Genomic DNA, 24,799 nt, shown 5'->3' with positions numbered 1-24,799 from the left:
CCGGTTCCCGCTCGCGGGATCAGGCGGACTTGATCGCGGAGATCTCGAACTCCAGCGTGACCTTGTCGCTCACCAGCACACCGCCGGTCTCGAGCGCGGCGTTCCAGGTGATGCCGTAGTCCTTGCGGCTGATCGTGGTGGAGCCCTCGAAGCCGATACGGTCGTTGCCGAACGGGTCCTTGGCCGAGCCCTCGAACTCGAACGGGACGGTCACCGAGCGGGTGACCCCCTTGATGGTCAGGTCGCCGGTGACGTCGAAGCTCGTGTCGCCGGTCTGCTTGATCTCGGTCGAGGCGAAGGTGATCTGCGGGTACTCGTCCATCGACAGGAAGTCGTTGCCCTTGAGGTGCCCGTCGCGGTCGGCGTTGCGGGTGTCGATGCTGTGGGCCTGGATGGTCACCTGGACGCTCGACTTCTCCGGCACGTCACCGTCGATGGTCGCCGTGCCGGTGAACTCGTTGAAGCTGCCGCGCACCTTGGTCACCATGGCGTGCCGGGCGACGAACCCGATCCGCGAGTGGGCGGCGTCGAGGGTGTACTCGCCGGTCAGCTGGGGGTAGGTGGTCGCGCTGGTCATCGTCGTTCTTCTCTCCTCGTGGTGGCGCCCCCAGGTGATTGAGGGTTCAACGACACTGTACTCACTTTGGCTGGTTGCGCAAGCAAGCTTTCGGTAGAGTCGCCGACATGGGTGATCTTTCCGCGCTCGACCCCGACGAAGCCGCCTTCTGGCGGCCGCTGATGCGCATCGTCACCGCGCTGCCGCGCGCGCTCGAGGACCAGTTCCTCCCCGAGACCGGTCTCGCGATCACCGACTACGGGGTGCTGGTCGCGCTGTCCGAAGCGCCCGAGCGCCTGCTGCGCATCTCGGCGCTGGCCGCGACCACCGGGCTGTCGCTGAGCCGGATCAGCCGGGTCGTCGACGACCTGACCCGCCGTGGCCTGGTGGAGAAGCGCAAGTGCGCCGAGGACGGCCGCGCGTCCAACGCCGTGCTGACCGCGGCCGGATTGGCCAGACTGGAGGCGGCCTACCCGGGCCACCTCGCCCGCGTGCGGGCTTCGGTGTTCGACCACCTGAGCGCCGAGGACGTCCGCACGGCCGGGCCGGTGCTGGCCCGGCTGGCCGCGGCACTGGACACCGCTCCCCCGACCGACGACTGCTGAGGACGCCGATGAGCGACAAGGGCGAGTACAAGCGCGACCAGAACTACCTCCCGGACCGCATCACGGCCGACGGCCGCGACGGCTGGCCGGTCGAGCCCGGCCGCTACCGGCTGGTGGTGGCGCGGGCGTGCCCGTGGGCGAACCGCGCGGTGATCGTCCGGCGGCTGCTGGGCCTCGAGCCGGTGCTGTCGATGGGGATCGCGGGGCCGGTGCACGACGAGCGCAGCTGGAGCTTCGACCTCGATCCCGGCGGCCGCGACCCGGTGCTGGGCATCGAGCGCCTGCAGGAGGCGTTCTTCAAGCGCGACCCGGGCTACCCGCGCGGCATCACGGTGCCGGCGTTCGTCGACGTCCCGAGCGGCAAGGTCGTCACCAACGACTTCGCGCAGATGACGCTGGACATGTCGACCGAGTGGACGGCGTACCACCGGTCCGGCGCGCCCGAGCTGTACCCGGAGAAGCTGCGCGACGAGATCGACGACGTGGCGCAGAAGGTGTTCACCGACGTCAACAACGCGGTGTACCAGTGCGGGTTCGCGCGATCCCAGGAGGCGTACGAGCACTCGTACCGGAAACTGTTCGCCCGGCTCGACTGGTTGTCGGAGCGGCTGGCGGACCGCCGGTACCTGGTCGGCGACACGATCACCGAGGCGGACATCCGGTTGTTCACCACGCTGGTCCGCTTCGACGCGGTGTACCACGGCCACTTCAAGTGCAACCGGCAGAAGCTGACCGAGCTGCCGGTGCTGTGGGCGTACACGCGCGACCTGTTCCAGACACCGGGGTTCGGCGACACGATCGACTTCGCGCAGATCAAGGAGCACTACTACGTGGTGCACGAGAACGTGAACCCGACGGGGATCGTCCCGCTCGGGCCGGACACCGCCGGCTGGCTCACCCCGCACGGCCGCGAGGACCTGGGCGGCCGCCCGTTCGGCGACGGGACACCGCCCGGCCCGCCGCCCGAGTCCGAGCGGGTGCCCGCGCTCTGAGGTCGGCGAGTTCATCACGGGCACGAAATCCGCATCGACGGCGGTAGGCACTCCCAGGCCGGCTAAACCGGTGAGGCGGGTCGGGCGTGGCCTACCCATGACTGTGAACATGCGGAACGCCGAGCGGGAAATCGTGTTCCGGGCCCTGTTCGAGCGGTACTTCGGTGAGCTGGCGCGGCTGGCCCACCTGCTGGGCGCGGACGACGCGGAGGACGTCGCCCAAGAAGCGTTCGTCCGGCTGCACCGGCGACGGGCTCCACTGACCGACGAGCCCCAGGTGACCCGCCGCCTTCACGCGAGCGTGGTGCGGCTGGCGCGGAGGCGGCGCTCGCGGCCGGACCCGCCGCTCGACGGGCTGTCCCGCCGGCATCGCGAGGTCCTCGTCCTGCGCTACGGCCTCGCCCTGGGCACGGCGGACATCGCCGAGACGCTCGCCCTTTCGCCGCGTGCGGTCGACGCTGCCGCGCATCGCGCGCTGGAGAAGCTGCGGGGGCCCGAAGACCGATTCCCCACCCCGGTCCGGAGACGAGCCTTCGCGGTGGCAGCGGCGTTCGTGGTGGCGGCGAGCGCGCTCACCGTTTCCCAGCCGCTGCCGGACACCACCGCGTACCACGACACCCCGCGAGCGGAGGGCTCCCCGCAAACAGGACCGGATCCGTCCTATATCCGCGAGACCGTCGCCCCATGGATCCCTTCCACATCGACATCCCCCAGGCCGACCTCGACGACCTGAACGACCGCCTGGCGAGAACCCGCTGGCCCGGCGAACTCCCCGGCGCCGGCTGGGACTACGGCGTCAGCGAGGCCTACCTCGCCGACCTCGTCGACTACTGGCGGCACGGCTTCGACTGGCGCGCCCAGGAAGCCCGCCTGAACGAATACCCGCAGTTCACGACCACGATCGACGGCCAGCGCATCCACTTCCTGCACGTCCGCTCCCCCGAACCCGACGCCACGCCCCTGATCATCACCCACGGCTGGCCCAGCACCATCGCCGACTTCCGGGACGTCCTCGGCCCGCTCACCGATCCGGCAGCCCACGGCGGTGACCCGAAGGACGCCTTCCACGTCGTCGCGCCGTCGGTGCCCGGGTTCGCCTTCTCCGGGCCGACCACCGATCGGGGCTGGAACACCCGCCGCGTCGCGAAGGCCTGGGCCGAGCTGATGCGGCGGCTCGCCTATACCCGCTACGGCGCCCACGGCGGCGATTTCGGCAGCATCGTCTCCCCCGAACTCGGCCGTGTCGCCCCCGAAGCGGTGCTGGGCGTGCACGTCAACGCCGTCGCCAACGCCGGGGTGCCGACCGCGCCCGGCGACCTCGAGCGATTGTCCGAAGAGGACCGCAAAAAGGCGCAGGAGAACGCCACCTGGTGGTACGCCCACTCCGGCTACGCCACCCAGATGGCCACCCGCCCGCAGACCCTCGCCTACGCCCTCAACGACTCCCCCGCCGGGCAGCTCGCGTGGAACCTCGAGTGGTTCGTCGACTGGGACCCCACCGCCACGCACCAGACCCCGGTGAGCCGGGACGCCATCCTGACCAACGTGACGATCTTCTGGCTCACCGGCACCGCCGGCTCGGCCGCGCGCCTCTACCTCGAAGCCGGACAGGACGGCTGGGGTGAACGGCCCGCGCCCTCCGGTGTGCCCACCGCCGTCGCGAACTTCCGCGGTGACCACGCGCTGCGCGGCCTGGCCGAGCTGTCGAACACCGTCACGCGCTGGACGGAGTACGACACCGGCGGGCACTTCGCGTCGCTGCAGGCGCCCGGAGAACTGGTCGAGGACATCCGGGAGTTCTTCCGCGGCCGCTAGGCCCGACGGCGGCGGCGATCCACGGCCCCGTCGAGCAACGGCCGCAGCTCCGCGACCACCGTCTCGAGGGGCGCGACGTCCTGATGCGCCCGCGCCAGGACGATCGCGCCCTCCAGCGCGCTCAGCATCAGCACCGCCAGGGACGCGCTGCGGGCCGGGGGCACGCCGAACTGCTCCAGGGTGGCGGCGACCGGGCGCTGCCAGCCTTCGAACGCCTTGCCGACCGCTTCGCGCAGGCTGTCGCTGGTGGCGGCCGTGTCGGCGACCGTCGCCACCAGCGGACAGCCCGCGTCGAAACCGGACGTCGTGAACTCGTCGGTCCACTGGGCGGCCATGGCCGCGAACAGGTTCCCCGGTGTCGGGTCCTCGAGCTTGGCCGCGAAGCGGGCCACGCGCCGGGCGGCGTAGTCGCCGGCCCAGGTGACGGCCTCGGCGATCAGCTGGTCCTTACCGCCCGGGAAGTAGTGCTGCAGGGACCCCCGCGGCGCTTCGGCGTGCGCGACCACGTCCCGCATGCCGGTCGCCCCGACACCGTGGATCCGCACCAGCTGCGCGGCGCTGAGCACCATCCGCTCGCGCGGTGTCCTGGTCATCGGCCGCCTCCTTCATGACGTCCGTCATGGTAGCCCAGGCGGGCACGACCAGCACGAAGTCGCGTTCCCCGCGCTCGTACGACGGCACCGGCCGGAAGCCCTGGCCCCGCAGCAGGGCCTCGGCGCCGGTGTTCCCGGCCTGGACGGTGGCCCGCACGGTCCAGCCCGCCCAGCGCCCCGACGCCCACAGCCACCGGCTGAGCGCACTGCCGATCCCCTGCCGCTGCCACGCGTCGGCGACGAGGATCCCGATCTCCGCCTCCCCCGGCGTCTCCGAGACGAAGTTGAGCAGCCCCACCGGAGTGTCCCCGCGGAAGGCGAGCAGCGCGACGCCGTCCGGGGGCCCGGCGAGCAGGAAACGCTGGTAGCGCTGGAAAACGTCGACCGGGTGTGCGGGGCCGCCCATCATGAAGCGGCGCCGGAGACTGTCCGGCGAGCAGGCCGCCACGAGGGTGGCCACCGGCGAGCGGTCCGCGACCTCTATGACAGTGGTCATAGTCTCATGAGACCACACGGCGACCCGGACCACACTATGACCGACGTCATAGCCCACGGCACCCGATTCGCCCGGACGGGAGGCGGGTACGGTGCCGTGGCCGCGCTCCCCCACCGCGAAAGGCGTCCGACGATGCAGCTCTACGCCGAACGGCCGATCCGCCGCACCGCCCAGCTCGTCAGCGACCTGCTGGCCGTGCTGCTCGTCGTCCTCGCGGTGTGGCTGGGGACCTCGGTGTACGACCAGGTCATGAAGCTGCGGGCGCCCGGCGACGGCCTCGTCGACGCCGGCACCGGCCTGCGCGGCACCTTCGACTCCGCGGCGAACACCGCCGACGGCATCCCGCTGGTCGGGGACGCACTGGCCAAGGCCCTGCACGGCGGTTCGGACGTCGGCACCAAGCTCACGGACGCCGGCCGCTGGCAGATCGAGGCCGTCGAGAACCTGGCCTGGTGGCTGGCGGCGATCATCATCGCCCTGCCGGTGCTCACGCTCCTGGTGACGTGGTTGCCGCTGCGCTGGCACTACACCCGCCGCGCCACCGCGGCCGCCCGGCTCCGGGCGCTCGGCGACGACGGGCTGGACCTGCTGGCCCTGCGCGCCCTCGCGACGCAGCCCCTCCACCGCCTGGCGTCGGTGGGCGAACCGGCCACCGGCTGGCGGGAGCGCGACCGGGACGTCATCGAGAAGCTGGCCGGGCACGAACTGGCCCGCCACGGGCTCGCCCCCTGAGCCGGAGGCCTCCCCGCCGGCGCTCAGGACACCGGCGGGAAGACCTCCTCACTCCGCAGGCCGGGAGACCTCAGCCGACGGAGGGGCCCATCCCGAGCGACTGCGGCGTGCTCGCGTCGGGGGACGGCTGGTGCAGGCCTTCGTCCAGCGGGCCGAACTCGGTCATCAGGGCCGGGCTGCCACCCCACGGGGTCTGTTCCTCGGCGATCAGCGAGTTCGTCGTGAGCAGCAGACCCGCCACCGAGGCGCCGTTCTGCACCGCGGACCGACACACCCGCAGCGGGTCGACGACGCCGAGGGCGATCATGTCCCCGTAGCGGTCGTGCAGGGCGTCGAAGCCCTCGTCGTCGCCCAGCTCCCTGGTCCGCGCGACGATCTCGTGCGCCGGGTGGCCCGCGTTGTGCGCGATCAGGAACGCCGGTTCGGCCAGGGCCCGCCGGACGATCTCGACGCCGATGGCCTGGTCACCGTCCAAGCCGAGGCCTTCCAGGGCCTGTTCGGCGTGCAGGAGCGCCGCGCCCCCGCCGGCCACGATGCCCTCGGCCATGGCCGCCCGGGTCGCCGACAGGGCGTCCTCGACCCGGTGCTGCAGCTCCTTCAGCTCGGCCGGGGTGGCCGCGCCGACGCGGACCACCGCGACCTTGCCGGTCAACGCGCCGATCCGCTCGGTCAGGACGTCCTCGTCGACGCCGAACTGCGCGCGCTCCAGCTCCGCCCGCAGCTGGCCGACCCGGAAGTCCACGGCCTCCGAGGATCCCGCGCCACCCACGATGGTCGTGCGGTTCTCGGTGACCCGGACCTGCTTGGCGCGGCCGAGGTGCTCCAGCGTCATGGTCTCCATCGTGAACCCGGACTGCCGCGAGAGCACCGCGCCGCCGACGATGGCCGCGAGGTCCTCCAGCTTGTGCAGCCGCCGGTCGCCGAAGCCCGGCGCGCGGACCGCGACCGACTGGAACGTGCCGTTCAGGTGGTTGTGCACCAGCATCGACAGCGCTGTGCCCTCGACCGTCTCGCCGATCACCACCAGCGGCCGCGGGTTCCGCATCACCTTGTCCAGCAACGGCATCAGCTGCTGCACCTGGGTGATCTTCTCCGCACACATCAGGATGTACGGGTCGTCGAGCACCGCTTCCAGCCGGCCAGGGTCGGTGACCAGGTACGGCGAGAGGTAGCCGTTGTCGAACTCGAACCCCTCGACGAACTCGACGCTCATCCCGATCGACGGCGACTCCTCGACCGTGACCACCCCGCCATCGCCGACCGTGTGCAGGGCCTTGGCGATGACCGCGCCGACGGCGTCGTCGTCGTTGGCCGAGATCGCCGCCACCCGCGCGTAGTCCTGTTCGGACACCACCGGGTGCGCCTGCTTCTCCAGGTGCGCCACCAGCAGCCCCACGGCGTGGTCGATGCCGCGCTTGACCAGCACCGGGTTGCCGCCGGCCGCGATGGCCCGCATGCCTTCGCGGACGATCGCCTGGGCCAGCACGGTGGCCGTGGTGGTGCCGTCGCCGACGACGTCGTTGGTCTTGATCGCCGCTTCCTTGACCAGCTGCGCGCCCATGTTTTCGAACTGGTTCTTCAGGTGGATCTCGCGCGCGATGGTGACGCCGTCGTTGGTGACCACCGGTGACCCGGTGATCTTCTCGATGATGACGTTGCGGCCCTTGGGGCCCAACGTGGACTTGACCGCTTCGGCCAGCTTGTCCACCCCCGCCAGCAGCAGGTCGCGGGCGTCCGGGCCGAACCGCAGTTCCTTCGCCATGTGCCTGCTCCTAGGGGGTGAGGATCGCGCGGCCGCGCACGCGGCCGGCGTCGAGGTCGGCCAGTGCGTCGAGCGCCGCGTCCAGGGGGTACTTCTTCGTGTGCAGCGTGACCTTCCCGGCCTGGGCCAGCACCATCAGCTCGACGAGGTCGTTGTAGGTGCCCACCAGGTTGCCGATGATGTTGCGTTCGGTGGAGATGATGTCGATCGTCGGGATCTCGATGTTCGAGCCGTAGCCGATGACGAAGTGCGAGCCGGCGCGCCGGGTCATCGCGAAGGCGTCCTGCTGGGCGCCCTGCTCGGCGACGAAGTCGAGGACGACCTCCGCCCCGTTGCCGCCGGTCAGGTCGAGGACGGCCTCGACCTGCTTGCCGTCGGCGAGCACGGTCTCGTCGGCGCCCAGGGTGGCCGCCAGTTCGAGGGCGTCGGCGTTGCGGTCGACCACGACCACCCGCGCCGCGGTCAGCGCGCGCAGCGACTGGATGCCGATGTGCCCGAGGCCGCCGGCGCCGTTGACGACGCAGGTGGTGCCCGGGTACAGCTGCGGGACGGCCTTGCGCACCGCGTGGTAGGCGGTGATCCCGGCGTCGGCCAACGCGGCCACATCGGACGGCTCGGTCGAGGGATCGAGCTTGATGCACGCCCGCGCCGACGTCAGCAGGTACTCCGCCATCCCGCCGTCGCTGCTGATGCCGGGGAAGCTGCCGTTCGGGCAATGCATGTCGTCCCCGGCTCGGCAGGCGTGGCAGAGCCCGCACGTCGGCGTCGGGTGCAGGATGACCGTGTCGCCGACCTCGACGTTCGTCACCGCCGGGCCGACCTCGTGCACCCAGCCCGCGTTCTCGTGGCCGATCGTGTACGGCAGCTCGACGCCGGACTTCTCGGCCCACTGCTCCTCGATGATGTGCAGGTCGGTGCGGCAGACGCCGGCGCCGCCGATCTTGACCACGACGTCGAAGGGTCCCGTGGCGCGCGGCTCCGGGACGTCTTCGATCACCGGGTGCTGGTGGTACTTCTGCAGCCGCACGGCCTTCATCCCGTGCCCTCCTCTTCGCTGGTCAAGGCGTACCGCGCGCGCAGCATGCCGCGGCAGACGCCCGAATTGGCCTCCATGCTCGTGCGGGTCAGCCGCGCGAAGGCGAGGTACCGCTTCGCATCGGCCGGGGTCGTGCCGGTCGCCGGGTCGAGCAGCAGCGGGTCGCCGTCCTCGGCGGGCAGGCCGAGCTCGCGGCGGCGGGCCCGCAGCCGGTCCAGGTCCGGGCTCGGCGGGACGTCGCCGAGGGTCAGCGATCGCGGGTCCCGGCCGAGGGCCCGGCAGACGCGGTCGGTGCCGGCCAGGACGGCCTTGCGGACGAAGTCGTACCGCAGCGTGTCGAGCTCGTCGGCGGCCTCACCCTCGAACGACGCGACGAACCCCTGCCGGGCCGCGACCCCGCGGTTGATGACGTCGGACGCGAAGTGGTCGTCGAGGCGGATGTCGAGCCCGGTCAGGCCCGGCACGCCGGCCACGGCGTCGTAGGCGTCCGCCACCATCAGGAACGCGAAGTTGGGTGCGCAGAAGTACGTCGGCAGCCGCAGCCGGACCACGGCGTGGCCCGCGTCGCTCACCTCGCAGCGGGCCACGAACCCGAGGTCGGTGAGGGGCTCGTCCAGTTCGGGATCCCGGACGGTGCCCAGCGCCGCCCACACGGCGGCGCGGGCCCCGGTCACCAGCGTCGTCATGAGTTCGGCACGCCGACCGGCTCGACGTTCTCCGGGTCCTTCAACCGAAGCTCCTCGGGGACGTCGATGTCGTACAGCCGGGCGGCGTTCAGCCCGAGGATCTTCTTCTTCTGGTCGACGGTCAGCGGCGCGAAGTCCGACAGCTCCTCGTCACCCGGCATGTTCCAGTCGACGAAACCCTCGACCTGCCACTTCGGTTCCCAGATGGCGTAGTCCGCGCCGAAGATCAGCTTGTCCTCGCCGAGCCAGAACATCAGCTCGCCCATGACCTTCGCGAAGAACTTCGGCCGGGCGTGCATCAGGCCGCCGACCACGACGGCGAGCCCGGCGTAGACGTTCCGCTCCTGGGTGGCCATGAAGCAGAAGTCCTCGATGCGCGGCAGGCCGACGTGCTCGACGATGAAGTTGAGGCCCTGGAAGTTCGTCGCCACGTGGTCCACGTCGGACACGTCGAAGGCGTCCTTGTCGAGGGGCCAGATCGTCGGTCCCTTGTGGATGTGGATGTTCTTGACGCCCAGCTCCTCGCACTTCTCCAGGTAGCGCGCGGCATCCGGGTCCTTGAGGCTCCAGCCGCGGGAGTCCCCGCGCCACTCGGCGGTGTACAGCTTGACGCCCTTGCAGTGGTACCGCTTGACACGCTCCTCGAACGCCTTCATGCCCTCGTCGCCTTCGCGCGGGTCGAAGGTCGTGTTGACGAGGAATTTGTCCGGGTGCTTCTCGGCCAGCGCGCCGTCGTTCTCGGTGGTGTTGAAGCCCGTCTTGTACCACTGCCGCAGGTTGGTCGGCTGGAAGATGGCCTTGTCGACGTGCCCGGCCTCGAAGAGGTCGTGCATCATCAGTTCCTCGGAGTACTTCCGGAACCGGTCGATCGGCCAGTGCGTCTCCTGCGGGCCGAGCCCCTGGTAGGCGTGGAAGCACTCGATCCAGCCCTTGGCGTATTCCTCTTGCCCTTCCACCCAGTTTTCCGGGCTGGCGTCCCAGAAGTGGGTGTGAGCGTCCACCACGAAGTATTTTTCGCCGTCTTTTTGGTACATGGTTGATCCTCCTGAGCGGGATCGAGTGCTTCGCTTACTTGATCGGCTTGAGGTCGAAGTCGAGGTACTCGGCCGCGTCCTCGGGGTTGGCGAACATGATCGTGCGGTCGTCTTCGTGGATCATCCGCCCGTAGTGGGTCGACATGCTTTCCTCGAACTCGGCCGCGTTGAACCAGCCCTCCTCCTCGCCGGCGGCCTCGTCGACCTCGGCGTAGACGACCTCCATCCGGCCGGTCGCGTCGACCCGGATCATCGACGGCAGCGGCGTGATGGTGACGTTGTCCTTCGTTCCCATCACCTCCGCGATGATCGCGCCGACCTGGTTGTTCATCAGGGTGAACCCGCACATGTTCGACGCGGTGTTGTCGGCCTTGAACGGGCTTTCCGCGGTCTTGAAGACAGTCACTGGCCCAGCTCCTCGGGTGCCTTGAGACCCAATTCGGACAGGATTCCGGCGAACCGGCTCTTCACGCGGTCGAGACCGTCCTCGAACCGGATCGGCTTGGCGTCGGGCTGCGACCACAGCGGCTGCAGCGCGCGGGCGGCGGCGATGCACCGCGGCACCCAGTCCTCGAGCCACTTCTGCAGCAGCGCCTTGTTGTGGTCGGCGAACTCCTTGTCGTTGATCAGCAGGTGGAACAGCGGTTTCGTGTAGCGGAGGTCGCGTTCGGAGAAGTCGAACTCCTCGGCGCCGATCAACGTCGGGGTGACGAAGTCGCCGTTGGCCGGCGCGGCCTGCTGCACCAGGTTGCTGCGGAACAGCTCGCCGACCAGGGGCTCGAAGACGACGTTCGCGGCGAAGATCGCCTCGGCCCAGTCCCAGATCCCGGTCAGCTGCTCGGCGGTCTCCCGGACGCCCTGCCAGGCCGGGTCTTCGTTCCAGGTGGACAGGTGGGCCGTGCCGTCGAAGCCCTCGATCTCCTCGGTGAGCGTCAGGTTGTACAGCGCCAGGTCCTGCGCCGCCCGGATGCGGTGCATGCTGTTCACCGAGATCGCGTTGTTGTGCATGTTCGTCGGGGCGCGGCGGTTGGCGTTGGCGAACAGGTACAGGCCCAAGCCGTGGTCGACGTGCATCCACGCGCCGACGTGCTTGGCGACGAAGTCGACCCAGTTGCGGTTCCACTGCTCGAACGCCTTGGCCTGGCGCGCGGCGTCGACGTTCTGGTTCAGCTGGCGCACGACGTTCGCGTTGTAGCGGTAGAGGGTGAGCTCCCACTCCTCGTTGGGGTCGCGGAACTCGTGCCAGCCGTGCGCCGGCCAGTCGTAGCCCTTCCCACCGGAGCCCGGGCCGCGCTCGGGCAGCGGCCGGTCCGAGCCCCACGCCTTCAGGGCGGTCCACTCCAGCGGGTAGCCGCCCTGGCCGTCGGCGAAGGCGTAGAGCCAGCCCTGGGACAGGTAGTGCCGCGGGTCGGGCTGGACCTCGACGGTGACGTCCTCGTAGTGGCTCTGCTTGCGCTTGGCCGGGGTGAAGTAGTTGTACTGGCGGGCGGTGGAGTCCGGAAAGACCTTGGCGCCCGCTTCGGCGTCGGTGAACGTCGGCTTCGGCACACTGCGTTCGGAGGTGGCTGTCATGGGTTTCCTTACCCTTCGCCCGTGGTGGTGAACTTGTCGTAGAAGACGCGCTTGCCGTCGACGCCCAGCGCGGGCAGCAGCTCGAGCGCCGCTTCGACCATCGGCGGCGGCCCGCAGACGTAGGCGTCCGCGCCGGTCAGGTTCGCCGCGGCCCGGCGCAGGACGTCGGTGACGAAGCCGGTCTCGCCGGTCCAGTCGTCGTCACCCGGCTCCGACAGCGCCGGCACGTACCGGAAGCCCGGCAGTTTCGCCTCCAGCGCCCGCAGTTCCGCTTCGAAACAGAGGTCGCGGCGGCGGCGGGCGCCGTAGTAGAAGACCGCCTTCCGGTCGATCCCGCGCTCGGCCATGGACCGCAGCAACGAGAGGATGGGCGCCATTCCGGCCCCGCCGCCGACGAACACGAGGTCCGCGCCCGGGTTGTCCCGGAGGGTGAACACCCCGAACGGGCCGGTCACCCGGAGCCGGTCGCCGACCGCGACATCGGCGTCGAGGAACCGGGAGAACAGCCCGCCGGGGTAGATCTTGATGACGAACTCCAGGAACCCGTCGCGGGCCGAGGTGTTGGCCATGGAGAACGACCGCGTCTCCTCGGTGCCCGGGACCGCGAAGTCCAGGTACTGGCCCGGGAAGAACTTGAGGTCGCCGTCCAGCCGGACGACCAGGTGGCGCAGGTCGTGGGTGACGGGGTCGTTGGCGACGACCTCGACCTCGGCCTCCTGGATCGGCAGGCCGGACTGGATCATCTCCTCGTCGTAGTTGAGCAGCTCGATGGTCAGGTCTTCGTAGGCGTGGGCTCGGCACAGCAGCGTGAAGCCTTCCTCCTTTTCGTAGTCGGGAAGCGCGAAGGTCGAATACCGGTCGTGTTCGACGTCGTCGCCGTCGAGGAGGAACGACTTGCAGGCCGCGCACTGCCCTTCCTTGCAGCCGTGCATGAGCATCACGCCCTGCTCGGCGGCGGCGCGCAGGATCGTGGTGTCCTCGGCGACGTCGATCTCGATCCCGACCGGCTCGAACCGGACGCGGTGCTTTTCGCTCATGCCGGACCCCGCCCGTCCGTCAGGCCTGCGGCGCCGGGCGCCCGGCCGGGCCCTGGCGGTTGTAGTCGGCGACGAACGCAGCGCGCTCGGCGTCGGTCATCTGGTTGAGCAGCACGTTCGGCGACTGCACCTCGGGCATCCGGCGCAGGTGGTCGAGCGTCCACATCTTCTTCGGGTCCAGGTTCAGGTGCGGCTGCGCGACCATGGTCTTGCCGTCGTCACGGACGAAACCCATGTCGGAGACGACGTCGGCCCAGTTCCAGCCGTGGTAGAGCGTTTCCCACTCGCGGGCGCCGACCAGCTGGCCCATGTTCGGGGTGTTGCGGCCCTGGTAGGTGGGCCGGAACGCCTCGGCGTCGGTCCAGCGGCAGGTCTCCGAGCAGTACGTCCGGTGCTGGCCGTCGACCTGGTCCACCACCATGTCTTCGCGGATGAGGCACGGCACCATGCAGGTCCAGCAGCGGTGCGGGTACACGTAGTCGACGTCCTCGGCGACGATCGGGTGGTGCCCGTTCGGCGTCGAGAGGCGGTTGTAGTTCTCCCACCACTTGCCGTACTTGTCGTACCAGCCCGGGTACTTGTACTCGAACCATTCGAAGTCTTCGTCGGTCATCGGGTCGATGCGCCAGTAGTTGGCGAGCCACCCGGTGGCGAAGAACTGCGCGACCTCGTGGACGTAGCCCTTGTTCCAGATCCGGTTCCAGGCCTCTTCGATCAGGTCGTGCGGGATCACCAGGCCGTACTTCTCGAGCGGGACGAGGTAGGAGCGGTAATAGTCGTCGTAGATCCAGCGGCGCCACATTTCCGCGTAGCTTTCGCGGTCCTTGCGGCGGTCCTTGGTGCCGTATTCGATGAACGTGCCGATCGCGGCGTCGACGACGGCGTGGTTGTTCCACCACGCGTACCGCAGGTCGCGTTCGAGCAGCTGGTGGTTGCTTTCGTCCGACAACGCCATCAGCAGGGTCGCGTAACCGTTGCTGATGTGGCGGGATTCGTCGGACTGGACCGAGTGGAACACCGTGGGCAGCAGGTAGTCGCCGTTCGCGGCGGCCTCGGCCGGCATGGCGACGAACAGCGTGTTCGTGAACGCCGTTTCGGCGACGATCGTCAGGTAGATGCTCGCCGCGGTGATGGCGTCCCCGGTGATGAAACCCTCGGCGAACTGGCGGCCGATGGTGCCGCAGTAGTCGTTCTGGAAGTTGCGCAGGCTCGAGTTGAAGCCCGCCGGGTCGATGTAGTTCTGCATGTACAGGCGCTTGAGGTTCTGCTGGATCGTCGAGTGGCGGACCTCGTCGATCATCTGGATCGCCTGGCCGTTGTGCAGTTCCGGGTTCGGGACCGTGCGGAACAGCAGCGGCATCGCCCGCGCGGCGGAGATCTCCGGCAGCGGGATGATCGACAGGAACAGCTTCTGCCACTCCAGCCAGCGCTCCTGGACCTGGCGGAACATGTTGCCGCGGATCGCGCCGTCCTCCGCGCCGTAGACCCGGTGGTCCTTTTCCTCCTGCATCGGGAAGTACGAGCGGAGGACCTGCTTCAGCGGGTCCTTCTTCTTGGCCTTCCGGAAGGTGTAGTCGGTGCCGTAGTGCGAAACCGGGGTGTGGTACGCCGGTTCCCACGACAGTTCCTGGATCTTCTGGTGGGCTTTCGCCACACTCTGGCGACTCATGGCTCACTCCTTATTCGCGGCTCGGCGGGCCGGCGCTGACCATTAGGCGGGCCCGCGCGGCGGACGCGGGTCTCAATCTGAGACAGAACCGCTGCCGGCGGGCGTGTCGAGCAGCCGCGCGCGCAGGGCGGCCAGCTCGTCGTGGATCCCGGCCCGCACCCGCGCGTCCCCTTCGGCGGCCGGGACGATCCCGAAGGCCCGCAGGAGCGCGGCGGCGGGTTCGCCGGGGTCGCCGGCCGTGCCCAGCGTCGGGTGCAGTCCCTGCTCGGCCAGGTGCGTGAAGATCAGGTTGACGATCGTCCAGGGGTTGTACGTTTCGGCGGCCATTCCCCCATCGCACCGCTGCCGCGCGGCCGGGCGCGTCTCAATTTGAGACACCGCCGCCGTCGGCGCGCGCTTACGCTGGACTGGCGTCACTACGGGAGGTCACGTGGACGAGATCGCGCCCGGCACACTGGTCGCCGACGACGAGCTCGCCCGCACCCGGGTGCGGTTCCTCACCGCGGAAGCGGTTCCCGCCGGCACGGTCCGGCCGACGATCCTGGCTTCGTGGCGGCGGTCGCGGGAGTTCCAGGTCGAGGCCGACCGGATCGACCCCCTCTACCTCGGCGACCAGAACCTCGACATCCCGCTCATGCGCGGCGCCGAACCGGTGCTGGACAAGCTGGGCGAGCAGTTCGATGGCCAGCCGATCAGCCTCATCCTCACCGACGCCGGCGGCGTCGTGCTCACCCAGCGGACCGGCGACGCCGACCTGGCCCGGCACCTGGAGCGCGTCGAACTGGTGCCCGGGTTCAGCTACGGTGAGCAGTCGGTCGGCACGAACGGCATCGGGACCGCGCTGGAGGACGGCCGCCCGACGACGGTGTTCGGCCACGAGCACTACGCCGAGCACCTGGAGAACCTGGCCTGCGCGGGGGTGCCGATCCACCACCCCATCTCGGGCAAGAAGGTCGGCGCCGTCGACCTCACCTGCTGGCACCGGGACGCCGGCGGCCTCCTCGTCGCGCTGGCCCGTTCGACGGCCGAGCAGATCCGCCAGGCCCTGCTGCGGCACAGCGACCTGCGCGAGATGCTGCTCTTCCAGGCCTACCTGCAGACCTGCCGCCGGTGGACCGGGATCGTGCTGGCGTTCAACGAAGACATCGTGATGATGAACGACCGGGCCCGGCAGCTGCTCGACCCGGCCGACCAGTCGGTGCTGCTCGGCCACGCCACCGAAGCGCTGGCGGAGGGCCGCCGGACCCCGGCGACCCTGTCGCTGTCCAGCGGGCTGCGGGTCCGGGTGCTGTGCCGCCGCGTCGCGGGACGGCGTGACTCCGAGACCGCGGGTGGCGTGCTGTCGGTGAAGCTGATCGAGGCCGAGGAGACCCTGGCCGTCCCGACGCCGATGCTGCCGCTGTACCTGCCGGGTGTCGTCGGCTCGGCGCCGCTGTGGCTGCGGTGCGCGCACGACCTCGACACCGGCCACCAGCGCGGTGAGTGGGTCGCGCTCGAAGGCGAGTCCGGGACCGGCAAGCTGACCCTGGCGAAGGGCCTCCACCAGCGTCATCACCCGGCGGCCCGGCTGCTGACCGTCGACGCGGCCCTCGGCGCGGAGTGGGCCGCCTTGCCGCGCGAGCACGCCGAAGCCCCGATCCGCACGCTGGTGATCCGCCACGCCGACCGGCTGACGGCGCCGGCGGCCGCCGCGCTGGCGGCGGTGCTGCGGACCCTGCGCGAGGACCCCGGAGCACCTTGGGTCGTCGTCACCCTCGTGCCGGAGGCCGAAACCGAGCCGGCACTGGCCGAGCTGCTGAAGTTCTTCCCCCGGACGGTGCGGGTGCCGCCGCTGCGCCACCACGTCGAAGACCTCGCGGAGCTCGTCCCGCTGGTGCTGAGCAAGCTCGGCTACGGCGGCAGGCTCACGTGTTCGGCCGCGGCCCTGCACCTGCTGATGCGGGCGGAGTGGCCGGGCAACACCGGTCAGCTCCACCAGGTGCTGCGCACGGTCGCCCGGCGCCGCCGGGCGGGCACCATCCGCCCGGGCGACCTGCCGGCGGAGTTCCACGCGGTGACCCGGCGGCCGCTGAACCGCTTCGAGTCGATCGAGCGGGACGCCATCGTGCGGTGCCTGGAGGACGCGGACGGCAACAAGGTCAGGGCGGCGAAGCTGCTGGGCATCTCGCGGGCGACGATCTACCGCAAGATCCACGAGTACGGCATCGTGCCGCCGGCCCGGTAACCGCCACCGGGCCGCGCGGTGCAGTGAATGACTCATTCCTGGCGTCGCAAGCCAGGAATGAGTCATTCATTGCGTGCGGGTCACTTCGCGGGCGGGTTCACCGCCGCGGCGACGTCGGCGAGCGTTTTCGCGTCGACCAGGCCGGTGTCCTCGAGGACCTCCATGTGGTCCATGACGGTCTGGTTGGCCTGCTTCGCGTGCCGCCGGATCACGTCGTTCTGCGTGCCGGCGCGGACTTCGGCGATGGTCGCGAAGATCTTGCCGTGCGAGGAGCGGAGGAGGTTCGCGAACAGCTTGTCGAACTCGAGCCCCTGGGCGGCGGTCAGCTGCCGGACCCAGCCCTGCTGTTCGGCGGTGGCCTGCTCCGGAAGCGTCACCCCGAGCATCTTCGCGTCCTCGCGGACGAGCTGGTCGAGGCGCGAATGGCCGTCGAGCAGGTGCAGCCCCGCACGCTTCACCTGCTCGCTGCTGGCGTGGGTCTGCGCCAGGGAGCCGGCGGGGATCTCCCACAGACCGGCCTGGCGAACCTTGACCAGGAACGTCTTGTCGAGCTCGGTGACCGGCCCGGCACCGGAGACCGGGGCGCCGGCGGCGGCGTCGCCGTCCGACCCCATCTGCATGCCGGCCATGTCGTGGCCGTAGGCGGGGACCTGCGCCTGCGTCGAGCCGGGCGCGGTCTGGGCGTTGGCGTTCAGCACCATGACCGAGCCCACGCCGACGACGGCGAGCGTGGCCACGACGACCAGCGCGGTCCGGGCCTTGGCGCGGCCCGTCATGCCACGGTGATCCGGCATGGTTCCTCCTTATGACGACAGTTCTGGTACGGGGTACACGGACGCCGTCACGCGGAGGTTCAGCGAAATCCGGAGTATTTTTCTTGCCTGCCAACGGAATCAGCGCACAAAGGCGTCGAAGACAGCGGAAAGGGAAGTGCGGCCGGTCCGGCCGAGCACCGCCGGCGAGCGCCGGGGATGTCCATCTTGACCGATGCTCTTGCGATTGGCAAGTATTGCGTCATGCAACCCCTCGAAGACGCGGCCCCGGGCGCCGACCCGGACGTGGCCGCCCTCGACGGCCTCACCGTGGTACTGGTCGGGATCGCGTGGGAATGCGCGCACGCGGCCCCGCCCGAAGTGTCCTTCCCGCAGACGCGGCTCCTGCTCGTCCTCGACCGCCTCGGCCGGGTCCCGAGCTCACAGCTGGCGGCGGCGATGGGCGTCAACGCGTCCTCGGTGACGCGTCTGGCCGACCGGCTGGAGGCCCTCGGGTACGTGGCCCGTGGCCGCAGCCCGGGCAACCGCAGCGTCGTCACGCTGGAGGTGACCGAGACGGGTCACGAAATCGTGGCGCGGATGCTCGAGCGGCGGCAGGCCGCCCTCGGCGCGCTGCTGGACAAGCTGCCGCCATCGCAGCGGAAGGCCGCGGCCAAGGCGGCCCGGCAGCTGGTGCACGCGGCCGCCACCATCCCCGCACTCGGCCCGGCCGCGCTGTGAGTGCCATCCTGGACGGCATGCCGACCCGGTGGACGTGCCCCCGCTGCGACCGGGAGTTCGCGCGGGCCGGTCAGGGGCACACCTGCGTCCCCGGCTGCACGGTGGACGACACGTTCGCGGGCAAGCCGCCGTGGCAGCGTTCGGTGTACGACGCGGTGCTCGACCACCTGCGCACCCTCGGCGACGTCCACGAGGACGCCGTCAAGGTCGGGGTGTTCCTCAAGCGGGACCGGAAGCTGGCCGAGCTGCGCCCGCGGTCGCGGGACGTGCTGGTGTACCTGTGGCTGCCCCGGCCGATCGAAACGGCCCGCATCGCCCCGGCGAGCTGGGCGAGCGGGCCGCGCGTCGGGCACAAGCTCAGCCTGCGCGCCGTGTCCGATGTGGACGACGAAGTCCGCGGCTGGCTGACCGCGGCCTTCGCCGTCTCCTGATCCTCAGGAACCGGACGGGCCGGTCCAGCCGTCCGGCACGTGGCCGATGCGGACCCGCTGGGGGTGGTCGCCGACCGGCACCGAGACGAGCTTCTGCCCGGTCGCGAAGTCGATGGCGGTGACCTGGTCCGCGCCGGCCTCGGAAATCACGCAGGCCTTGCCGTCGCCGCTCACCGTCGCCCAGTACGGCTTCACCGCGGGCACCAGCGTCCCCTGTTGCAGGGACGCGCGGTCGACGACCGTGGCGTAGTCGTCCATGGTCCCGGCGATGCAGAGCTTGGTGCCCGCCGGGTTCATCGACATGCCGTGGTGGCGCGAGTCGTTGACGAAGGTCTTGCGGTCGTCGCTGGTGGCCGGGTTCTTCGGCAGTTCCTTGATCCGCGTGATCTTGTCGGTGGCGACGTCGTACTCGGCGAAACCGTTGAAGAACGACACCTGGAAGTACAGCTTGGACTCGTCCGGGGTGAAGGCGACCGGGCGCACGGCGTCCGAGAGGTCGCTGCGGCCGAAGGCGTCGAGGCGCTGGCGCATGTCGATCACCTTGACCTGGCGGAAGGTCGCCGCGTCGACCACGGTGATCCGCCGGTCCCCCTTGGTGAAGTCCCAGCCCGGGTCGTCGAGGTCGGTGTTGACCTCGCCGATCGACATGTTCCACAGGTACCGGCCGCCGTCGGTGAACACGTTCTCGTGCGGCTTGTCGCCGGTGGCGAAGGAGCCCACCTGCTGGCCGGTGACGATGTCCAGCACGTGCACGGTGTTCGACGTCGAAGCGGAGACGGCGACGCGGCGGCCGTCCGGCGAGACCGCCATGTGGTCGGAGCGGAAACCCGACACCGGGAAGCGCCAGTTGATCCGGCCGGTCGTCAGGTTGATCGAGACGACGTCGGCGAAGCTCGGCCGCGACGCCACCACCGAACCGCCGTCCGGCGTGGTGTACATGTCGTCGACGAACTGGTCGTGCCCCTCGCCCGGCCCGTTGCGGATGCCGAGGAAGAAGGCCAGCTTGATCGGGTTGAGGTAGATCTCCGCGAGCCGCTGGTCCTTGTCGGGGATGATGTTCACCCGGCCGATCTTGGCGAACGAACCGCGGGACTGGATGACGTCGGCCGTGCCTTCCCAGTTGTTGCCGACGAACATCACCTCCCGCAGGGCCGCCGCGGCGCCGGTCGCCGGCACCGCGGCGCCGGTCGCCAGGAGGGCGACGGACGCGGTGAGCAAAGCCAGGCGGGAGAGGTACGACCGTTTCCGACGGGAACTGCGCACGGGGAACACCTTTCGGCAGTGAAGAGGTGTGGTGACCTTCGGTCGATGGATTTCGCGGAGGAACGGGGTTACTGTCCGGTATTGTCACGATAACCGGCCACCGGAGCCGCTCCGGTAGGGCCGCTCGCCCAACATCGCGGACGCGGTGTTGTGGCGCTGCCACAACGGGAGGGTGCCGTGCCGGCCTCACCGCTGCTGCGGCAGGTGCTGGACGCGATGGCCGCGGACGACGCCGTCGTCGACGAGCTGGTGAAGGCGGCGCGCAGCCAATCGCCCGAGGTCGCGCGGCTGCCCGAAGCCGAGAACCGGCGGCACGTCCGGTTCCTGCTCTCCGCCGCGCTGCGCGCCACGACGAACCCCGACACCGCGGACTACACCACCGCCGAGGCGCTGGGCGCCGACCGGGCCGCACAGGGTGTCCCGCTCGCCGACCTGCTGCGCGGGGTCCAGGCCGGCCGCACCCTCGCGGCCCGCTTCGCCGTCGAACGCGCGCGGGCCGCGGGCCTGGCCGACGACGTCATCCTCGAGACCATCCTCGAAGCCGAGCGGTATACCGGCGCGCTCGAGCGGCACATCGTCAAGGGCTACCACGCGGCCGAGCTGCAGCTGTCGCGGACGGTGCGCGACGCGCGGACGCAGCTCCTGCGCACCCTGCTGCTCGGCGGCGACTCGCCCACGCCGGAGGAGCTCCGGCAGGCCGGGCTGCGCCCCGAAGGCCGGTACTCGTGCGTGGTGTCCGACGTCAGCGACCCGGCGCGGGCGCGCACGCTCGAACAGGCGCTGCTGGAGTTCGGCGGGGTGTACGGGCTGGTCGAGGGCCGGCTCACCGGCCTCGCGGCCCGCCCGCCGGCCGGGGTCGCGCTCGCCGACGGCGTCCGGCTGGTCGTCGCGCCCCCGGCAGCCCTGGCCGAGCTACGCGAGGTGCACCGCCTCGGCACGGCGGCGGTCCGGATCGCCGGGCCCGGCTGCCACGACCTCACCGAGCTGGCGGGCGAAATCGCGCTGACGGCCCAGCCGCTGCTGGCGCGCCTGCTCACGGCCGGCCTGCTCGGCGCGCTCGACCCGGGCAACGCGTTCCACCGCGAGCTGGCCGCGACGGCGCTGGCCTACCTCGACCACGGCCAGCGGCTCCGCCCCACGGCCGAGGCACTGCACCTGCACCCCAACACCGTCCGGTACCGCCTCGACCGGCTGGCCGAGCTCACGCCGGTGGCCCTGACGGAGAACAGCAGCGGCCGCGTGCTCGATGCGGTGCGGACGTGGTGGGCCCTGCACCGGTGGCTCGGGGGCCGATAAGGTCACCCGCATGGCTGAGCTGCGCCGTCTGCCGGTGACCACCTCGACCGGAGAATGCGTTTTCTGCGCGATCGGCAGCGGCCAGGCGCCCGCGGCTTTCGTGCACGAGGACGACGACTTCGTGGCGGTCGCCGACCTGCGCCCGGTGACCACCGGCCACCTGCTGGTGCTGCCGCGGACCCACCACGCGGACCTGGCCTCGCTCCCGGCGGCCGCGGGCGCGCGGATGTTCACCATCGCCCAGGAGCTGGCGGCGGCGTTGCGGCGCACGGACCTGCGCTGCGAGGCGATCAACCTGTTCCTGGCCGACGGGAAGGCCGCGGGCCAGGAGATCCCCCACGTCCACCTGCACGTGATCCCCCGGTTCGCCGGCGACGGGTTCGTGATGCAGGCGGACTGGCGGGTGCGGTCGCGCGAGGAGCTGACGGAGGTCGCGGAGAAGGTCCGGGCGGCGCGTTAGGCCTTGTGCAGCTTGTCCGGGTGGTGCACGGCGGTCTTCCCGGACTTCTCGCTCTTGACCAGGTACTGCGGGTTGTCGGGCGACGCTTTGACGTCCCGCTTGCCGGCGTGGGTGTCCTGGGTGATCTTCTCCTCGACCGTGCCGACCGAGCTCTGGTTGCCCGCGTCCCACCGGACGCGGTCACCCTTCTTGAATTCCTGGGTCATGGCGTGCGGGTACCCCGGATCCGCCCGCTCACCACTACGGTGACCGCGTGGACCCGGACGAGCGCCTGTCGTTCGGTGCGGAGGCGGCCGCCTACGCCGCGCACCGCCCGGACTACGCGGCCGCCGCGGTGCGCTGGGCACTCGGCCCCGCGCCCGGCCCACGGGTGCTCGACCTCGGCGCCGGAACCGGCAAGCTCACCGCGACGCTGGTGGAGCACGGGTTCGGCGTGACCGCGGTCGAGCCCGACCCGGCGATGCTGGCCGAGTTGCGCCGGTCGCAGCCGCACGTCCGTGCCCGGCCGGGCAGCGCCGAGGCGGTCCCGCTGCCGGACGCGTCCGTCGACGCGGTCCTGGCCGGCAACGCCCTGCACTGGTTCGACCCGGCCGTCGCGGGCCCCGAGATCGCCCGGGTCCTCGCTCCCGGCGGCGTCCTGGCCGGGCTGTGGAATGTCGTGGACGACCGAGTCGGGTGGGTGGCCGGGCTGGCGCGGGTCGCCGGGCCCGCGGTGATCGGGCCGCGGGACACGCCCGGCGGCTGGCGTGCCGTGACGAGTGAGATCCTGCGCGGGACCACCTGGTTCGGTTCGCCGGAGCGGGCCGGGTTCCCGCACCGGCAGCGCCGCACCGCCGCTTCCCTGGTGGCGACCCTCGGCACGCGGGCCGGGATGCTGGTCATGCCGCCTCGGGAACGAGCGGACACGCTCGGCCGCATCCGGGCTTTCCTGGCGCAGGAACCGGAAACCGCGGACGGTGAATTCACCCTTCCCATGCTGACCTGCGTGCTGCGCGCCCGGCGCGGGTACCCGTCCCGGATGGACGACGAGGAAACGCGCCGCGAGTTCGGCACCAGCGTCAACATGACCGCCCGGCAGCTCGACGACTGGCTGGGGACCGACGAGTCGAAAGCCGCCGGGCAGCACGAGGACAGCGAGTCGATCGGGCACAAGTCCGGCAGGCGCATCGTCGAAATCCTGCGGAAGAAGAAGGACGACCTGAGCGAGGACGACCTGGCGCACATGCGGAAGGTGGTCGGGTACGTCCACCGGCACCTGGCCCAGCGCCCGTCCGGGGACGTCGAGGACACGACCTGGCGGCACTCGCTCATGAACTGGGGCCACGATCCGCTGAAGTAGCAGCGTAATCCTTCAGCTCCAAGGCGTTCGCCGCTTCCCGGATGGGGCGGGCCATCTGCTCGAGGACGCGGTTGCGGCCCGGCAGGTGCGGCATCAGCTTGATCATCCGGGTGTTGAACCACGCGAACGCCCGGGACTGCGGGATGATCCCGCGCAACGCCGTCTTCGCCAGCGCCTGGTTCTTCTCCACGAACGGCCGCATCGCGGCTTCGTACCGGGGCAGCGCCTGCGAAAAGTCCGAAGCCAGTTCGCCCGCCAAGACGTACGCGCCCGCCAGTGCCAGGCTCGTTCCCTGGCCCGACGCCGGGGACGGGCAGTAGCCCGCGTCGCCCAGCAGGGTCACGCGGCCGGCCGACCAGCGGTCCATGACGATCTGGCACACCGGGTCGAAGTAGAAGTCGTCCGCCGAGCGCATGGCCTCCAGCAGCGCCGGGATCTGCCAGCCCAGGCCGGCGAACCGGTCGGCCACTATTTCCTTCTGGCTGTCGACGTCGCGCCGGTCGTAGGTCAGCGGGGGCGCGGTGAACCAGAACGCCGCCTTCGCGTCGGCCGCCCGCGCGGTGCTGTAGACGTTGACCATCTTGCCCGGGGCCGCCGAGTGCAGCAGCTCCCAGCGGTCCAGCTCGAAGCTGTTGGGCACCGTCGAGATCGAGATGTAGGCGTCGAACCGGCGCAGGTGGTCCTCCTCCGGGCCGAACGCCAGCGCACGGACGCCGGAGTGGAGGCCGTCGGCGCCCACCACCAGGTCGAACCGGCGGGGCGCGCCGTGGGCGAACGTCACCTCGACGCCGTCCGGTCGCTCGTCGAGCCCGGTGATCCAGTCGCCGAAGAGGTACTCGGTGTTCGATCGGGTGGCGTCGTAGAGGATCCGGGCCAGGTCGCCGCGCAGAATCTCGGTGTCGTCGCCGTGGCGGAAGCCGAACGTGTCCGCGTCGAGGGTGGCGAGCTCCTTGCCGCGCTTGTTCACGAAGGCCGCGCCGCGCATGTCTGTGCTCGCCGCGTGCACCTGCTCCAGCAGGCCCATCCGGCGGACGACGTCGACCGCGACGCCGCGGATGTCGACCTTGTAGCCGCCTTCGCGCAGGCTCGGGGCGCGCTCGACGACGGTGGCCCGGAAGCCGTGGTGGTGCAGCCACCAGGCGAGGGCGGGGCCGGCGACACTCGCGCCGGAGATCAGGATGTGCTTCGTCATGCCCCGAAGGATCGGCGCGGCCGCTGACCGCTCACGAACCGAGCGCGAACCGCCGCTGACCGGCCTCCTCGACGGCCTGCTCCGGGGGCGTTTCCCGGCCGCGGTCGAACGCCTCGGCGTAAGCCGCGGCGCCGAGGCGCGCGCGGACGCGGTCCGCCACGCCGTCGACGTCGGCGTCCCCGGTGACCGGCGCGCCGCGCAGCCCGACCGCCACGCCGAGCAGGAACGCGGCCCGCTCGTCCTCGTCCCGTCCGGCCAGCACCCCGGCCAGTCCTTCGATCGCCTGGGCCGCACCGGGCAGGTTCGCGTGCTCCAGCGCCGTGGCCAGCGCTTCCTGGTGGAGCTCGGTGGCCTCGTCGAGCCGGCCCGCGGCGGCCGCCGTCCAGCCGAAGCCGGTGTGGACGCGGATGCGGGTCTCGCCGCCGGTCACCGGGTCGGCGGCCAGGGCGAGCGCCGAGGTGTACCAGCGCCGGGCCGCGGCCAGATCGCCCGCGCGCCGCGCGAGCTCGCCCAGCC

28 protein-coding genes and 1 pseudogene are annotated in these 24,799 nt (G+C 70.8%); 12 read left to right on the top strand and 17 right to left on the bottom strand.

The window, feature by feature from the left end; genetic code table 11:
• Positions 1 to 19 precede the first annotated feature (19 nt).
• The gene (locus tag IE317_RS11600; RefSeq protein WP_191309211.1) at positions 20 to 577 is read right to left on the bottom strand and encodes a YceI family protein; all 558 of its coding nucleotides are present in this window, start codon (positions 575 to 577) and stop codon (positions 20 to 22) included.
• A 107-nt stretch (positions 578 to 684) separates the two neighbouring features.
• On the opposite strand from IE317_RS11600, the gene IE317_RS11595 reads away from it, so the two are divergent.
• The 4 genes from IE317_RS11595 to IE317_RS11580 all read left to right on the top strand — a co-directional run bounded on the left by IE317_RS11595 (position 685) and on the right by IE317_RS11580 (position 3,968).
• The gene (locus tag IE317_RS11595; protein WP_191309210.1) at positions 685 to 1,161 is read left to right on the top strand and encodes a MarR family winged helix-turn-helix transcriptional regulator; all 477 of its coding nucleotides are present in this window, start codon (positions 685 to 687) and stop codon (positions 1,159 to 1,161) included.
• An 8-nt stretch (positions 1,162 to 1,169) separates the two neighbouring features.
• Positions 1,170 to 2,153, top strand: coding sequence for a glutathione S-transferase family protein (locus IE317_RS11590; protein WP_191309208.1), 984 nt, complete (start codon positions 1,170 to 1,172; stop codon positions 2,151 to 2,153).
• A gap of 97 nt (positions 2,154 to 2,250) precedes the next feature.
• Entirely contained in the window at positions 2,251 to 2,886 is a 636-nt protein-coding gene (locus IE317_RS11585; RefSeq protein ID WP_191309206.1) for an RNA polymerase sigma factor, read from the top strand.
• Entirely contained in the window at positions 2,838 to 3,968 is a 1,131-nt protein-coding gene (locus IE317_RS11580) for an epoxide hydrolase family protein (RefSeq protein WP_191309205.1), read from the top strand. Before IE317_RS11585 ends, IE317_RS11580 begins: the two co-directional genes overlap by 49 nt.
• Here the strand turns inward: IE317_RS11580 and IE317_RS11575 are convergent.
• Positions 3,965 to 4,483: an LmrA/YxaF family transcription factor gene (locus IE317_RS11575; RefSeq protein ID WP_444859539.1), complete on the bottom strand. Its 519-nt coding sequence runs from the start codon at positions 4,481 to 4,483 to the stop codon at positions 3,965 to 3,967. The two genes, IE317_RS11580 and IE317_RS11575, sit on opposite strands and share 4 nt — an antisense overlap.
• Positions 4,416 to 5,057, bottom strand: coding sequence for a GNAT family N-acetyltransferase (locus IE317_RS11570; RefSeq protein ID WP_229902646.1), 642 nt, complete (start codon positions 5,055 to 5,057; stop codon positions 4,416 to 4,418). The genes IE317_RS11575 and IE317_RS11570 overlap by 68 nt, the downstream gene beginning before the upstream one ends.
• A gap of 132 nt (positions 5,058 to 5,189) precedes the next feature.
• Here IE317_RS11570 and IE317_RS11565 point away from each other — a divergent pair, with 132 nt between their 5' ends.
• Entirely contained in the window at positions 5,190 to 5,789 is a 600-nt protein-coding gene (locus IE317_RS11565; RefSeq protein WP_191309201.1) for a hypothetical protein, read from the top strand.
• Positions 5,790 to 5,859: 70 nt separating this feature from the next.
• Here the strand turns inward: IE317_RS11565 and groL are convergent, their stop codons facing one another.
• The 9 genes from groL to IE317_RS11520 all read right to left on the bottom strand — a co-directional run bounded on the left by groL (position 5,860) and on the right by IE317_RS11520 (position 14,912).
• On the bottom strand, positions 5,860 to 7,551 hold the full coding sequence (gene groL, locus IE317_RS11560) for a chaperonin GroEL (protein WP_191309198.1): 1,692 nt from the start codon (positions 7,549 to 7,551) through the stop codon (positions 5,860 to 5,862).
• A 10-nt stretch (positions 7,552 to 7,561) separates the two neighbouring features.
• A complete protein-coding gene (locus IE317_RS11555) occupies positions 7,562 to 8,587 on the bottom strand; it encodes an NAD(P)-dependent alcohol dehydrogenase (RefSeq protein ID WP_191309196.1) in 1,026 nt (341 codons plus the stop codon).
• Complete coding sequence (locus IE317_RS11550) at positions 8,584 to 9,273, bottom strand: iron-sulfur cluster assembly protein (protein WP_191309194.1); 690 nt, start codon at positions 9,271 to 9,273, stop codon at positions 8,584 to 8,586. Before IE317_RS11550 ends, IE317_RS11555 begins: the two co-directional genes overlap by 4 nt.
• Entirely contained in the window at positions 9,270 to 10,307 is a 1,038-nt protein-coding gene (locus IE317_RS11545; protein ID WP_191309192.1) for an amidohydrolase family protein, read from the bottom strand. Before IE317_RS11545 ends, IE317_RS11550 begins: the two co-directional genes overlap by 4 nt.
• Positions 10,308 to 10,341: 34 nt before the next feature.
• Positions 10,342 to 10,713: a propane 2-monooxygenase effector subunit MimD gene (mimD, locus tag IE317_RS11540; RefSeq protein ID WP_191309190.1), complete on the bottom strand. Its 372-nt coding sequence runs from the start codon at positions 10,711 to 10,713 to the stop codon at positions 10,342 to 10,344.
• Positions 10,710 to 11,879, bottom strand: coding sequence for a toluene hydroxylase (locus tag IE317_RS11535; RefSeq protein WP_191309188.1), 1,170 nt, complete (start codon positions 11,877 to 11,879; stop codon positions 10,710 to 10,712). Before IE317_RS11535 ends, mimD begins: the two co-directional genes overlap by 4 nt.
• An 8-nt stretch (positions 11,880 to 11,887) precedes the next feature.
• On the bottom strand, positions 11,888 to 12,916 hold the full coding sequence (locus IE317_RS11530) for an FAD-binding oxidoreductase (protein ID WP_191309186.1): 1,029 nt from the start codon (positions 12,914 to 12,916) through the stop codon (positions 11,888 to 11,890).
• Positions 12,917 to 12,935: 19 nt separating this feature from the next.
• Positions 12,936 to 14,585, bottom strand: a complete 1,650-nt coding sequence (locus tag IE317_RS11525; RefSeq protein ID WP_191309184.1) for a methane monooxygenase — start codon at positions 14,583 to 14,585, stop codon at positions 12,936 to 12,938.
• Positions 14,586 to 14,657: 72 nt separating this feature from the next.
• A complete protein-coding gene (locus IE317_RS11520) occupies positions 14,658 to 14,912 on the bottom strand; it encodes a hypothetical protein (RefSeq protein WP_191309182.1) in 255 nt (84 codons plus the stop codon).
• A 103-nt stretch (positions 14,913 to 15,015) separates the two neighbouring features.
• Here IE317_RS11520 and IE317_RS11515 point away from each other — a divergent pair, with 103 nt between their 5' ends.
• Positions 15,016 to 16,809, top strand: coding sequence for a sigma-54-dependent Fis family transcriptional regulator (locus IE317_RS11515; protein ID WP_191309179.1), 1,794 nt, complete (start codon positions 15,016 to 15,018; stop codon positions 16,807 to 16,809).
• Between the two features lie 80 nt (positions 16,810 to 16,889).
• Here IE317_RS11515 and IE317_RS11510 read toward each other — a convergent pair whose 3' ends face one another.
• Positions 16,890 to 17,603 (bottom strand): DUF4142 domain-containing protein, encoded by a 714-nt coding sequence (locus tag IE317_RS11510; protein WP_191309177.1) that lies wholly within the window; start codon positions 17,601 to 17,603, stop codon positions 16,890 to 16,892.
• A gap of 222 nt (positions 17,604 to 17,825) precedes the next feature.
• On the opposite strand from IE317_RS11510, the gene IE317_RS11505 reads away from it, so the two are divergent.
• Together IE317_RS11505 and IE317_RS11500 are read left to right on the top strand one after the other, a co-directional pair.
• Positions 17,826 to 18,302 (top strand): MarR family transcriptional regulator, encoded by a 477-nt coding sequence (locus IE317_RS11505; RefSeq protein WP_191309175.1) that lies wholly within the window; start codon positions 17,826 to 17,828, stop codon positions 18,300 to 18,302.
• 17 nt (positions 18,303 to 18,319) lie between these two features.
• Positions 18,320 to 18,733 carry a DUF5655 domain-containing protein gene (locus tag IE317_RS11500; RefSeq protein WP_229902645.1) on the top strand — a complete coding sequence of 138 codons (414 nt, stop codon included), beginning with the start codon at positions 18,320 to 18,322 and terminating at the stop codon, positions 18,731 to 18,733.
• A gap of 3 nt (positions 18,734 to 18,736) precedes the next feature.
• On the opposite strand, the gene IE317_RS11495 is transcribed toward IE317_RS11500, so the two are convergent.
• Positions 18,737 to 19,996, bottom strand: a complete 1,260-nt coding sequence (locus tag IE317_RS11495) for a YncE family protein (protein ID WP_191309171.1) — start codon at positions 19,994 to 19,996, stop codon at positions 18,737 to 18,739.
• 177 nt (positions 19,997 to 20,173) lie between these two features.
• Here IE317_RS11495 and IE317_RS11490 point away from each other — a divergent pair, with 177 nt between their 5' ends.
• The gene (locus IE317_RS11490) at positions 20,174 to 21,292 is read left to right on the top strand and encodes a helix-turn-helix domain-containing protein (protein WP_191309169.1); all 1,119 of its coding nucleotides are present in this window, start codon (positions 20,174 to 20,176) and stop codon (positions 21,290 to 21,292) included.
• A 10-nt stretch (positions 21,293 to 21,302) separates the two neighbouring features.
• Entirely contained in the window at positions 21,303 to 21,752 is a 450-nt protein-coding gene (locus IE317_RS11485; protein WP_191309167.1) for an HIT family protein, read from the top strand.
• Here the strand turns inward: IE317_RS11485 and IE317_RS11480 are convergent.
• Positions 21,749 to 21,958: a DUF2945 domain-containing protein gene (locus IE317_RS11480; protein ID WP_191309165.1), complete on the bottom strand. Its 210-nt coding sequence runs from the start codon at positions 21,956 to 21,958 to the stop codon at positions 21,749 to 21,751. The genes IE317_RS11485 and IE317_RS11480 overlap by 4 nt on opposite strands.
• Positions 21,959 to 22,005: 47 nt before the next feature.
• Between IE317_RS11480 and IE317_RS45295 the strand changes: the two are divergent.
• Both IE317_RS45295 and IE317_RS11470 read left to right on the top strand, forming a co-directional pair.
• Positions 22,006 to 22,383 (top strand): annotated as a pseudogene (locus IE317_RS45295) (class I SAM-dependent methyltransferase); the annotation flags it as partial.
• Positions 22,384 to 22,770: 387 nt separating this feature from the next.
• A complete protein-coding gene (locus IE317_RS11470; protein WP_191309562.1) occupies positions 22,771 to 23,091 on the top strand; it encodes a DUF3140 domain-containing protein in 321 nt (106 codons plus the stop codon).
• Here the strand turns inward: IE317_RS11470 and IE317_RS11465 are convergent.
• Both IE317_RS11465 and IE317_RS11460 read right to left on the bottom strand, forming a co-directional pair.
• Entirely contained in the window at positions 23,060 to 24,283 is a 1,224-nt protein-coding gene (locus IE317_RS11465) for an FAD-dependent monooxygenase (RefSeq protein ID WP_191309164.1), read from the bottom strand. The genes IE317_RS11470 and IE317_RS11465 overlap by 32 nt on opposite strands.
• 31 nt (positions 24,284 to 24,314) lie before the next feature.
• A partial coding sequence (locus IE317_RS11460) for a tetratricopeptide repeat protein (RefSeq protein WP_191309162.1) occupies positions 24,315 to 24,799 on the bottom strand: 485 nt, incomplete at its 5' end.

This window comes from Amycolatopsis bullii (genome assembly GCF_014654205.1).
Lineage (GTDB): Bacteria > Actinomycetota > Actinomycetes > Mycobacteriales > Pseudonocardiaceae > Amycolatopsis > Amycolatopsis plumensis.
Note: the sequence above shows the minus strand (reverse complement) of the source record. Positions and strands in the feature narration are given on the sequence as shown.